The sequence below is a fragment of the Paractinoplanes rishiriensis genome (assembly GCF_016862375.1).
GTDB lineage: Bacteria > Actinomycetota > Actinomycetes > Mycobacteriales > Micromonosporaceae > Actinoplanes > Actinoplanes rishiriensis.
Genome location: NZ_BOMV01000087.1, coordinates 95839 through 109324 on the forward strand (window position 1 = coordinate 95839; position 13486 = coordinate 109324).

4 protein-coding genes are annotated in these 13486 nt (G+C 66.3%); 3 read left to right on the forward strand and 1 reads right to left on the reverse strand.

The annotated features are described in order from the left end of the window. Positions 1–307 precede the first annotated feature (307 nt). Entirely contained in the window at positions 308–4594 is a 4287-nt protein-coding gene (locus Ari01nite_RS40405; protein WP_203788656.1) for an FG-GAP-like repeat-containing protein, read from the reverse strand. Between the two features lie 403 nt (positions 4595–4997). On the opposite strand from Ari01nite_RS40405, the gene Ari01nite_RS40410 reads away from it, so the two are divergent. The 3 genes from Ari01nite_RS40410 to Ari01nite_RS40420 all read left to right on the forward strand — a co-directional run bounded on the left by Ari01nite_RS40410 (position 4998) and on the right by Ari01nite_RS40420 (position 13437). Beyond that, on the forward strand, positions 4998–11813 hold the full coding sequence (locus Ari01nite_RS40410; protein ID WP_203788658.1) for a polymorphic toxin-type HINT domain-containing protein: 6816 nt from the start codon (positions 4998–5000) through the stop codon (positions 11811–11813). Between the two features lies 1 nt (position 11814). Beyond that, positions 11815–12132, forward strand: coding sequence for a hypothetical protein (locus tag Ari01nite_RS40415; RefSeq protein WP_203788661.1), 318 nt, complete (start codon positions 11815–11817; stop codon positions 12130–12132). A 270-nt stretch (positions 12133–12402) separates the two neighbouring features. After that, on the forward strand, positions 12403–13437 hold the full coding sequence (locus Ari01nite_RS40420) for an integrase core domain-containing protein (RefSeq protein ID WP_239163437.1): 1035 nt from the start codon (positions 12403–12405) through the stop codon (positions 13435–13437). Positions 13438–13486: the final 49 nt, after the last annotated feature.

Sequence of the window (13486 nt, forward strand, 5' to 3'; positions counted from 1 at the left end):
GGGAACGGGTAGAGCGGTTCGGTCGGTGAGTTCCGGAATCGGGTGAACATGTACCCGGAGTCGTGGCGGCGGTCGCACGCTCGAGCCGGCGGCGGCTCGCGCAGGATGGCGACGGTGTGCTTGTACGGGCGACGGCGCGAGGACCGGCGGCGTTCCCTGGGTCGCCCTCGACCATGTCGTAGCCGGCGGTGGTGCTCCGCCGTGCGACGATCAGCAGGCTGCGGTCCAGGTGACGGCCGCCCACCGCAGCCTGGAGGATGTGGTCGAGCCCGCGCGGTACACGGCGCGGGCTCGATGTTTGTTGATGTCAGGAGGCCCAGGGGATGTTGTTCCAGCCGGTGCCGATTTGTTTGTAGGAGGTGCTGATCAGGGTTCCGGTGGCGGTGCCGAGGTAGAGGCGGAGGGTGCCGTCGGTGTAGCGGCCGGCGATGTCGGGGTGGGTGTCGCCGGTGAAGTCGCCGGGTGAGAACAGCAGGCTCATGCTGGTCCAGCCGGTGGCGAGGGTGTTGTAGGTGCTGGAGTTGATGCCGCCGGTGCCGTTGCCGAGGTAGAGGCGTAGGACGCCGTCGTTGTAGCGGGCGATGATGTCGGGTTTGCCGTCGTTGTTGAAGTCGCCGGGGGAGAGGATGTCGTTCATGTTTCCCCAGGCGGTGGCGACGGTGGTGTATGTGCTGGCGATGCCGCCGGTGCCGTTGCCGGCGTAGAGGCGGACGGTGCCGTCGCTGTAGCGGCCGATGATGTCGGGTTTGCCGTCGCCGTTGAAGTCGCCGGGGGAGAAGATTTCACTCATCGCGCCCCATGAGGTGGCTATCTGCGTCCAGCCGCCCATCAGACCGCCGGCGCCGTTGCCCGGGTAGAGGCGCAGGACACCGTCGGAGTAGCGGCCGATGATGTCGGGTCTGCCGTCACCGTTGAAGTCGCCGGGGGCGCTGACTTCGCTCATGTTGCCCCAGGAGATGGCGATGGTGGCGTAGCCGGGTCTGAAGCCGCCGGCGCCGTTACCGCGGTAGAGACGCAGCGTGCCGTCGGCGTGCCGGGCGAGGACGTCGCTCTTGTTGTCGCCGTCGAAGTCGCGGATGGCCCGGTTACCGTTGTCGTAGATGACGACCTGGTTGAAGGTCAGCACGTGCGCGACCTGGCCGGTGAGGTGTCCGGCGATACCGGCCGGGGTTTGGGTGGCGCCGATCCGGAACTTCTTGGTGGCTTTCCAGGGGCTCAGGTGCACGGCGCGGGCGACGTCTTTGCCGTTGAGGTGCAGGTCGAGTACGCCGGTGGATTTCTTGAAGCTGGCGGTGATGTGGGTCCAGACGCCGGGGTTGAAGCTGCCGTTGGGTGCGTTGGCGTAGGTCCAGGTGGGCGTGGCGGTGTCGGCGGAGCTCATGGCGAATCGCCAGCTGCTGGTGGTGGCTTCGGCGTACACCTTGAAGGCGCTGGTGTTCACGCCGTCTTGGGACACCACTACGCCGCCGGCCGCGTCGGGTCTGGCCCAGAGGTCGACGGTGAAGTCGTTGCTGGTGTCCACGGCGGTCGTCGCGGTGGCCAGGTCGACCGTGCCGGTGAACTTGGCGTTCGGGTCGAACAGGTCACCGCTGTTCCAGCGGGCACCGCCGGTCGCGTTCAGGGTCCCGATGCTGTCCTTGGCCGGATGCGTGGCGTCGGCGATCAGGGAGGTGTCCTCGTCGGCGTGGTCGTTGAGCATCCAGGCGTGGGTGCCGGTCAGCACGGTCTGGTTGGTCTGCGCGGTGACTGTGCCGGTCGCGGCGCCGGTGTTGAGGCCGGAGACCAGCCACGCGGTGGCGGCGGCACCTGCGCCGACGGTCCATAGGTCTGCGGTGCCGTCACTGTTCACGTCGGCGGCGTAGAGGCTACGAGTCTGGCCGGTGTGGAAGTTGGTGGACAGCAGGTGGGGTGTGAAGTCCAGGGCACCGGTGGTGGTGTTCAGCAGGACGTTGTTCCAGAGGTAGATTTTGCCGGTGGCGGCCTGCCAGAGGAACAGGGCGGTGCCGGTGCTCGTCTGGGCGGAGGCGAGGGTCCAGGTGTTCCAGTCGGTGCCGCCGGTGGGGGTTTGGTTCGGTAGGGCGAAACCGTTGTAGATGCCGAGAACGCCGGAATCGCTGGCGTAGTAGGTGAGCAGGTGGCTGCCGTCGGGTTTGCTGTTGATGCCGATCAGGTCAGGGAAGACGGTGCTGTGGGCGCCCGCGTTCACCAGCTGCTGGGGCTGGTTGATGTCCTGGAAGTCGTTGAAGTCGGTGAAGCGGAATGTGGTGGAGTTGAGGTAGCTGAAGGTCGATGAGAGCTGGGTTTGGATGATGGAGCCGTCGCCGTTTCCCCGCAGAACTGCGGCTCTTCCGTCGGCTGGGTTGTAGGCGAGAATGTCCTGAATGCCTGTGCCGCTGAAGTGGCCGGTGATGGCCTGTCGGCCGGTGAACTGAGTGGGGCCGCCGATCTGGCCCGGGGTGTCGATACCGGTGCCGTGGGCGCCGACGTTGGTGGCCTTCGGCGCGACCCGTCCGTCGCCTTTGCCGGGGGCCAGCCATAGGCCGGCGGCGAGTCCGTTGCCGCCTCCGATGGTCAGCAGGTCGGTGAGGTTGTCGCCGTCGAGGTCGGCGTCGATGGCGGTTTCGGCGGGGTTGGCGTTGAAGGTGACGGCGGCGGTGTCGCCGATGTTGCCGCCGGCCGATCGGCTGGTGACTGTCAGGGTGTTGGTGAAGCGGGTCGGGGTGACGGTGACTTCCGCGGCGCCGCTGGTGGCGTTGATCGTGCCGTACGGGCCGCCGTTGAGCTGGTAGAGGTAAGTGACCGGAACGGTGCCGGTGGGCGGGGCCACGGGGATGGTGATCGACTGCCCGATGGTCGCGGAGCCTTCAACAGGGGTGTCTATGCCGGGGGCTCCTGGCCTTGCCCGGTCATAAACGAAATTGCATGTCGCGGACCAGTCGCTGGGTAGGCCGAAGTCTGTGGCCTGGACCTGCCAGAGGAACTTGGCGGTGCCGCCGGCTGGTGTTGCCGATGCCAGCGTCGCGGCCGGCACTTTGAGCACCGCGGTCCGGCCGGAGGTGTAGTACGAGTTCTGCGGATTGGTCGTGACCAGTGGTGTGGAGGAGCCTTCCTTCCACAGCTTGAAGGTCACGCCGACAGCGCCCTGGTTGGGGTCGGACACGGTGGCGTAGAGGCTGACCGGACCTTCGCCGATCGAGTTGCCCGCGGTGCACGAGGTGGCCGGCGAAGTGCGAAGACCGCTCGGCTTGTTCGGTTCGTGGTTGTAGGTGATGGCCAGCGTCGGGCTGGTCTCGAGGAACTCTTTCCAGCCGTTGTGGTCGGACTCGTCGTGTGCGGCCAGCGCGAAGGTCTGAGTCTTCTTGCCGGACGTCACATTGGCTACGACTTCGTCTTTGACGTCGAAGGCGATGGCAGCGCTCGGGCAGGACGAGCTATGGCCGTTCGCCACGGTCTTGTGGTCGACCACGGAGCCCAACCGATTGACCCAGTAGTTCCAGGTCGCGTTGGAGCTGGCCAGCACGGCGCTGGGCGCGTACAGGTTGACCCGGCTGTCGATGCACGACCAGGACCAGGTCTCGGTGATTTTCAGCAGTGCGGTGTTGATCGTTCCGCCGGCGAGTGCAGATACCGGGATGCCGAAGTTGATCAAGGTGCGTGAGGTGACATCGTCCGAGTTGCCGGACTGCATGCGACCGCGGGGATCGGGCGTGTCCTTCCAATAGTTGGTGGTGGGGAATTCTTTCGCGACGGTGGACCAGCCGCTGAAGGTTCCTGCTGCCGGCACCCAGTTGAACGTGGGATCAAGGTAGACCGGGAACCGGGTGGTCTTGGCGGTCAGCATGGCCCGGTCCGGGGTCAGGTGCAGGTGGGCGTCGCGTACGGCGGCGCCCATCGGTGCGCGGCGGGCGGCGGCTCCGGGGCCGCCGCTGGTTGACGTTGCCGGCCGGCCGGTCGCGGTGTCCCGGGCGATGCCCGCTGTGTCGGTGCGGGTGGGTGTGGTCGGCTCGGTCGAGTCCCACATGGCCGGGGCGGGCGCGGTGATGATCGTACGGCCGGCCGGGTCCTTGCCGGTGAGGTTGCCGACCGAGTCGGCCGCCACGGTCAGGCCGGTGGTGGTCAGCGGGAGGCTGATGGTGGCGAGGTCTTTCGCGGCGTCGGCGTCGTGTACCACGAAGACTTCGGAGAATCCGCCGGCGGCCTTGGCGGTGACCTGCAGGTCAACGCCGGGGAAGACGTCGGGATAGGTGGCGGTCGGACCGGCGATGGTCGGGGGCCGCAGCGCGGCCGGCGCGCCGAGGGCGATGTTCAGCTTTTCGGCGCCGAGCACGGCCATCGGGCCGTCTCCACCGCCGGATAGGCGCAGCGGGGCGCCGGCCAGCCGCGGTGACCAGCTGCCGTCGGCGTTGGGAACGAGCTCGGGGTCGAGGTCGCGCCACTCACCGTCGACCTTCTTGCGCGTCGGCACGGCCGACTGGGTCAGCGTCACGCTGCCGTCCGGCTGGGCGGTGACCGTGGTGGTTTCGCTGGCCGATGCGGTGGCCTCGACCGGCTGGCCGGTCCGGTGCGCCTGCATGATCGCCCGCTCGACGGTCATCGCAGATGAGGTTGGGCTCGGGGTCGGATCGGGCGCCGCAGCCGCGACGCTCGGCGTGAGGAAGGTGGCAGCACACACCGCGCCGGTCGTCAGGCACGCCGCTAGAAATCCCCCCGTGCGCACGTTCGCGTCTCCGTTCTCAAGATCGGGACTTACTGGTCGTGAACCCTACGGGCGCATAGGCGAACGTCGACACCCCTGCCGGCGCCGAATCACCGGGATAGTCCACTTTCTGTGATCGATTGTTGTCGAAGCGTGACCTTGTGCGGGTCATCGAAGGTTGTCGTCTTGTGCGAGAGTCCTCCCGCGGGCACGGAGATCTTGGTGCCTATTGTGTTGCCACACAACGAAAAGGCGGCGATCGACTGTGGCTGTTCGCGGGGGCCGGACCGGGTCGGCGAGGATGCGGGCGTGGCTCGCGTTCGGGATGGCGGTGACCTGTCTGGTGACGGTGGTGGCGGCAACGCCCGCCGCGGCGGCGCCGCCGGACGCCGGGCCTTCGAAGCCGTCGCCAGGTGTTGCCGTCGATGGGGTGAAGCCGAGTCCGTACCGGTTCACCACCCCGAAGGACGCCGCCAAGAAGAACTACCGGCCGCGCGCCACGCGCTGGCCGAAGGCCGCGACCGCGCAGCTGAAGCTCAAGAATGGCAGGACGCGCGCCGCAGCGGCACCGGTCTGGGCGAGCCGCGCAACCGACGCCGGACCGTCACAGGTCGAGGTGAAGGTTCTCGACCAGACGACCGCCCAACGCTCCGGGGTCGCCGGGGTGCTCGTCAAGGTGACGGCTAAGCAGGGAGCGGGACGGACCCGGGTCGGGATCGACTACGGCGGCTTCGCCGAGGCGTACGGCGGCAATTTCAGTTCCCGGCTGCGACTGGTGCAACTGCCGACCTGCGCGTTGAGCACACCGGAGGTGGCCTCCTGCCGGACGGCAACCCCGCTCGCCACCACCAACGACCGCGGCACCCACGAAATATCCGCCGAGGTCGGCCTCACCGCGAACACGCAGAGCGTTGTCCTTGCCGCTGCCGCCGCTCCCGGTACGGACGGCGCGCCCGGAGGTACTTACGCCGCCAGCGACCTGAAGGCGTCCGGCTCCTGGTCGGGTGGCAACGGTGCGGGCTCGTTCACCTATAGCTACCCCGTAGCGGTGCCGCCGGCCGCGGGTGGGTTGGCTCCCACGGTGGCTCTGAAGTATGACTCCAGCGCTGTCGATGGGCAGACCGCTGCCAGCCAGGCGCAGGCGTCCTGGGTGGGTGACGGCTGGTCCACACCGAAGTCTTACGTCGAGCAGAGCTTCGCCTCCTGCAAGGACAACCCCGGCGGGTCCGCCGCACCCAAGAAGACCGACGATCTCTGCTACAACGGGCCTACCCTGACGCTGTCGCTGAACGGCTCCTCGTCGACGCTGGTCTTCGACAAGACCAAGAACGTCTGGAAGCCCGAGTCCGACGACGGCGAGGTCGTCACCCGAGTGACGGGCAGCAATAACGGGTCCGGCACCGCGGCAGCCGATTACTGGACGGTGACCACCCGGGACGGGTCGGTTTACCAGTTTGGCCGTAATCGGCTGCCTGGCTGGACCGCCGATAAGGCGACTACCAATTCGGTGGACACGGTGCCGGTGTACTCACCGCACGCGGGGGATCCCTGTTACAACGCGGCCGGCTTCGAGCAGTCGATGTGCACCACGGCCCGCCGCTGGAACCTGGACTACGTCACCGACGCGCACGGCAACGCCATGGCCTACTACTACCAGCGGGCCACCAACCACTACGGCCGCAACCAGGGCGCAACCGCGACCGCCTATGTCCGGGACAGCTATCTCGAGCGCATCGACTACGGCTTCCGTGACGGCGGCGCCTACGGCACTGTCGCCAACCAGGTCGTCTTCGGCACCGGCAACCGCTGCCTGACCGGCACCTGCCAGCCGCTGAACGAGAGCACCAAGGCCAACTGGCCGGACGTACCCTACGACCTGATCTGCGACAGCGGCGCCACTTGTCAGGCGTGGGCGCCGTCGTATTTCTCCACGGTCCGGCTGACCTCCATCACCACCAAGCAGTACAGCTCGGCGAGCGGCCAACACGAGCCGGTGGACTCCTACGCGCTGACCCAGACCATGCCAGCGACCGGCGACGGCACCTCGCCCACGCTGTGGCTCTCCTCGATCGTCCGCACCGGCCACGACACCACCGGCGCGCCCGGCGCCAGTCCCATCACGCTGCCGCCGGTGACGTTCAGTGGGACAAAGCTGCAGAACCGGGTGACTGCCTCCGACGGGCTGCCGGCCTACTACCGGCAGCGCCTGCAGAGCATCACCACCGAGTCCGGGTCGGTGATCACTGTCGGGTACGAGCTGCCGCAGCCGTGCGGTGCCACCAGCGGCCTGAACCCGGCGACCAACACCAAGTCGTGCTACCCGATCCGTTGGACGCCCGAAGGCTACACCGAGCCAATCCTTGACTGGTTCAACACCTACGCCGTCACCCGGGTCACCACCGACGACCCGACCGGCGGCGCACCACTCGCCGCGACGAGTTACGCCTACCTCGGCGGGGCCGCCTGGCACTACGACGACGACGAGACCGTCAAAGCCAAACACCGCACCTACGGCGAGTTCCGCGGCTACGCCAAGGTCCAGACTTTCGTCGGCGACGGCGACCGCGACCGGCGCACCCAAACGGAAGCCGTCTTCTACCGCGGCATGTCCAAAAACAACAACAGCACCGTCGTGAACGTCACCGACTCGCTCGGCGGCGTACACGAGGACCACGACGAACTGGCCGGCAACACCCTGGAGTCCATCACCTATCAGGGCGAGAGCGGACCGGTCGACAGCTCCACCATTCGCGCGTACTGGATCTCCGCAGCCACCGCCACACGTGCCCGCGACGGCCTGCCGGCCCTGACCGCGAAACGTGTGGAGACGGCGCTGACGGTGCAGAAGCAGCGGATCACCGGCGCCGGCGCCGGATGGCGCTACCAGCAGACAGACAGCACCTACGACACCAACGTCGACTCGCCGACCTTCGGAGTGCTCAAGACCAGCTACAGCCACACGGTCCCGGCCAACGCCGCCTACGACCGCTGCACCACCAACACCTACGCCCCGACCTCCAGCAACAGCCGGGTCGTGGGCCTGATCGCCCAGACCGAAACCGTCGCGGTGGCCTGCGGCGGCTTCAGCCAGAACACGCCGGCCTCGGTGCCCAGCGCTCTCAACACGCTGACACCGCCGGCAACGGTGTCACGGCCGGCTCAGGTGGTCTCCCACACCCGCATGTTCTACGACGACCCCGACTGGTCGACCACGTTCCCGCAGACCGCGGCGCCCACCAAGGGTGATCTGACCATGACGCAGGCCGCCGCGGACTACACCAACGGCGCCTACACCTACCAAACCACAGCGCGGGCCAGCTACGACGACTACGGCCGCAAGCTGCACAGTTACGACGGCAACAACAACCTGACCAAGACCTCATACAGCATGATCGGCGAGCTCGAGACCGGATCCACGATCACCAAACCTCTCGGGCACACCACCTCCACCACGGTCAGCCCACGACGCGGCCTAGTCACCAGCGCCAAGGACATCAACGACCTGGTCAGCAGCCAGCAATACGACGCCCTCGGCCGCACTACCGCAGCCTGGCTGCACGGCCGCCCCACCACAGCACCGGCCAACCACAAGTTCACCTACCGGATCTCCAACACCGGCATCAGCGCCGTCACCTCGGAGAACGCCAACGACGCTAACGGCTACATCAAGACCGTGGCCCTCTACGACGCGATGCTGCGCCCACGGCAGACCCAAGCGGTCACCCACCAGAGCGGCAGGCTGGTCACCGACACGTTCTACGACAGCCGCGGCTGGATTGCGGGGACCAACAACGGCTGGTGGGACGACACCACCACACCGGCGGTCGGCCCTCCAGCCAATGCCAAGGATATCGGTAGGAAGGTGCCGAACCAGACGATCAACACGTACGACGGCCTCGGCCGCGCGGTTATCGTCGAGCAGGCCAAGGACGACGTAACAGTCTCCAAGACCGTCACCGTCCACAACGGCGACCGGACCACCGTCATCCCACCCACCGGCGGCACCGTCATCACCACGTTGACCGATCCCCTAGGCCGCACGACCAGCCTGCGTGAGTACACCGCCCGGCCGACGCTGAACACACCATCGGACACGTTCACCGGCACGTTCACCGTCACCGGCGGCACCACCGTGAACACCACCTACGGCTACGACGCCCGCGGCAACCAGAACAGCGTCACCGACGTCCAGAACAACCCCTGGACCAGGCAGTACAACCTGCTCGGGCAACTGGTAGGCAAGACCGACCCGGACGCCGGCAGCACCACCGACCTGACCTACGACGGCAACGGCAACCTGCTGCAGTCCACCGACGCACGCGGCAAGACCGTCTCGTCCACCTACGACGAACTCAACCGTCAGACCGCCACATTCGCCGCACCGACCGCTTCGCAATCGGCCAGCAACCAGCTCACGGCCCTGGTGTACGACAACACGAATAACGCCGTTGCGAACATGACCTACCCGAAAGGCCACCTGACCACGGCGACGTCCTTCTCGGGTGGACAGCCCTACAAGTTCCAGGTCCGAGGCTTCACCGTTCGAGGTGACTCCACCGGCGAAGTCGTCACCATCCCTCCCACTGAGGGTGCCCTCGCCGGTGCGTACACGGTTCTTCGGACCTACACCGACGGCAATTTCCTGCTGGGCAAGGAGCAGTACCAGCTCAAGCACGGACTCCCGCAGGAGACCGTGACGCACCAATATGACGCCTTCGACAAGCCGAACTCGCTGGGCGGGCTCGGCGGGTACGTGCAGACCGTCAACAAGGATGCGTACGGGCGCGTCGAACAGCAGACGATCGGGGCAAGCACCAACCTCGCCGTCATTTCCAACACCTTCGACGAACACACCGGGCTGATCACCGGGCGGAAGGTCACCCGCCAGGTGACGACGCCGCGAGACGTCGCCAAGCAAGAATTCGCGTACGACCTCGCCGGCAACCCGACCCGGCAGACCGACACCCGCCTGGCCGCCAACAACATCGGCGAAACCCAGTGCTTCCGCTACGACGAACTACGCCGGCTCACCTCCGCGTGGACCGCCACCGACTCGTGCGCGACGAACCCGACCACGGCGAACCGCAGCATGGTCGGCAACACGATCGGCGGGGGCAGCGCGTACTGGACCAGCTGGGTCTTCGACGAGCTCGGCAACCGCACCAGCCAGATCCAGCACGCCCTGCCGTCCGGCACCGACACCACAACCGATTACAAGTACGACGAGAACGGCGCCGACCAGCCGCACACCCTGACCTCGACCATCACGACCGGGGCCACGACCGGCAGCACCAGCTACGCCTACGACGCCGCCGGATACATGACCAGCCGCAACGCGGGCAACGGCAACCAGACGCTGACCTGGACCGACACCGGCAAGCTCAACACCGTCTCCGCCGCCGGCGCGACGAGCAGCAACGTGTACGGACCGGACGGTGAGCTACTGCTACAGAAGGATCCTGGCAGCGTCACCCTCTACCTGGGCACCCAGCAGTTCGTCCGGAACACCGCCACCAACACGGTCACCGGCACCCGCTACTACGCCCTGCCCGGCGGCGGCACCGTCATCCGTACCGGAGCCACCTCGTCCTACTCCTTCGCATTCACCGACCGGCACGGCACCCCGACGCTGTATTTGGACAGCACGGCGCAGATACCGACGTGGCGCCAATACACCCCGTACGGCGACCGCCGCGGCGCGACCATCACGGTCCCCGACAACCGCGGCTTCCTAAACAAGACTCTGAACAGCAGCACCGGCCTGCTGCACGTCGGCGCCCGCGAGTACGACATGACCATCGGCCGGTTCATATCGGTCGACCCCATCCAGGACCTGTCCGACCCACAGCAATGGAACGGCTACTCGTACGCCAACAACAACCCCATCACGCTCAGCGATCCGACCGGTCTCAAGCCGGCCGGTTGCGAAGAGGAACGGCGCAACTGCCGAACGCTGACGCCGCTGCCGGGATCCGACGGCAAAGAGGGCGACGGCCGAAACGGCAAGGGACAGCCGGCAAAAGTGCGATATGGGGTTGCGGTCACAGCCGCGCCCGACTGGAAGACTTATACCAACGGGTGGCTGGCGACGGTTCGCGAATGGCAGCGTCCCCACTGGCTGGGCGGCGTCAAAAGAATGCCGCGCCCAGAGTGTATGCAGGGCGCTCCTACTTGCCAGGGCGCCGACGTTCTCGACGTAGTACTCTTCGCCCAACTGCTCTGTAAGCAGCCCGGATTCTCATGCACCGGACACGAAAGCCCGCTCGGGGCAGCTTTGGCTGCGGCCAAAGACAGCGGTATCCTGTTCGGCGGCCGAGACGGCAGCGGCGCGATGGGCGCCAAAGGTCCCCGACCCGGTCAGCCCCGAGCGTCCTCCTGCAACAGCTTCGCGCCGGGAACGCTCGTTCTTCTTGCCGACGGCTTCCGCCGCGCCATCGAGGACGTGCAAGTCGGGGACGTTGTCGTCACCACCGATCCAGAATCCGGTAAGACGACGACCAAGAAGATCACCGCCCTCCATCTCAACAACGACAGCGAACTGACCAGCCTCACCATCAAGGAGGCGGACGGATCGCAGGCAGTGGTCGAGACAACTTGGCACCACAAATTCTGGAGCAAAACACAGCACGCCTGGATGAACGCCGCGGACCTGAAGGCAGGCGAGGTTCTCACCAGCGTCAACCAAGCCCCCATCACGGTCAGCGCCGTACGCAACTACACCGGCGCCCAAGCAATGCACGACCTCACCGTCGCAGACATCCACACGTACTATGTGCTCGCAGGCAACACCCCCGTCCTCGTGCACAACGACGGCGGTGCCGTAATTCCTTGGGGTGACCCAAATGCATTCGACCCGAATTCGCTCCGTGGGATGTCGGCCGCTGAAATTGAGGCAGCAATTCCGGATACCTGGGAAAGGGTGCCGAGTGCGAGCGGCGGCGGGGTCGTCTACAAGGACCCGAAAAACTTTGGCCGACAGATTCGGGTAATGCCGGGCTACACTGCTGGGAACCGGCCTGATGCCCTCACGCACGGCCCCTATGTACAGGTCTCGCAGAACGGCGCGAAGGCCAAGGTGCCCCTGGCGGGCAACCCTACGCTCGGAGGGGGATGCTGACATGGCTACAGCTCAGGAGTGGCTCACGCAGGAAATTAGTGATCTTCTTGACGTGGGATCGGTCGGCCTATACGAGTTCTCAGAACTGTTTCGGTCCGGCATGTTTTCGGAAATTGGCAACGAGCAGAGGCTCGTAATTTCCAGGGAAGTCGCAACCGGATTCGTTGAATCTGGCCGTGCCTCAATATGCCAATTAAGATGGCCAAAGGAAGAAGTGGTTGCTGGACCTTTTCCGGTGTACGTCCTCAATGATACCGGCGTATGGGAGCCCTCTGGCGAGGGCCTCTATCTTGCACTCATTCCGCGCGTTGATCGGTAGCCGCTTTTGAAGCCGGTGCTGCTGCAGTAAGTAGTGCCGTCATCGCGTTGTGTGTCGAAGGTCGCCAACGTTGCTGGTGCCGAAAACCTCATCCGCCCTGGTCAAGGCCAACTCGGTCGGCGACATGTGCGGTCCGGCCTGAGGCTGGTCTCAGCGACCGGGCCTCGGCGATGTTATCTGCGGAGTGTTCCGCGAGGATGACCGGTTGTGTTGCTTCGACTGGCTTACCTCGGTGTGACCAACGTATTCGCTCTGCTACGGCTGTTGCCGATGAGCGACCGTGACAAGGACGCCGAGATCCTCGCCCTGCGACACCAGATCATGGTGCTCGAACGGCAGCTTGGTGGCGAACGGGCCCGGTTCAACCCCACGGACCGGGCGTGGCTGGCGGCTCTGCTGCACCCTCTGCCGCGAACGGTGCTGCACCGGTTGCGGCTGGTGGTGCGTCCGGAGACCGTGCTGCGCTGGCATCGTGATCTGATCGCGCGCCGGCATGCCCGACGGTCGCGACCCCGCCGGCCCGGACGGCCACGAACGATCCGCTCGATCCGCACGCTCGTGCTGCGTCTGGCCTCGGAGAACACCGGCTGGGGCTACCGTCGTATCCACGGCGAACTGCTCGTTCTCGGCGTGCAGGTCGCCGCCTCGACGGTGTGGGAGATTCTCAAGGACGCCGGAGTCGATCCGGCACCCGAGCGTACGAGCAGCACGTGGGCGACGTTTCTGCGTTCCCAGGCCCAGGCGCTCGTCGCCGTCGACTTCTTCGAGACCGTCACGTTGACCGGCGCCCGGCTGTACGTCCTCGCGATGATCGAGCACGCCACCCGCCGAGTCCGGATCCTCGGCGTCACGCCCCATCCGACCGCTGCCTGGGTGGCGCAGGCCGCCCGGAACCTGGTCATGGACCTCGACGACGCCGGATGCCAGGCCAGATACCTGATCCGTGATCGTGACGGCAAGTACCCGGCCCTGTTCGACATGATCCTCGCCGACGCCGGGATCGAGGTGGTGCGCACCGGAGTACGGATGCCCCGGATGAACTCGATCATGGAGCGGTGGATCCAGTCCTGCCGTCACGAGGTGCTCGACCGGACCCTGATCCTCAACCAGCCGCGTCTGCTGTACACCTTGCGCGAGTACGAACGCCACCACAACGAACACCGGCCACACCGAGGCATCGCCAACGCACGACCCCAACGAGCATTACCCGACCCAACTACCGAACCAGCAGCTCTAGCATGTCTGTGTATCCGTCGACTCGACCGGCTCGGCGGACTCCTCCACGAGTACGAGCACGCCGCTTGAACAGCGCGGATGGCATTATCGGCACCCGCAGGTTCGCGATCGTCGACTA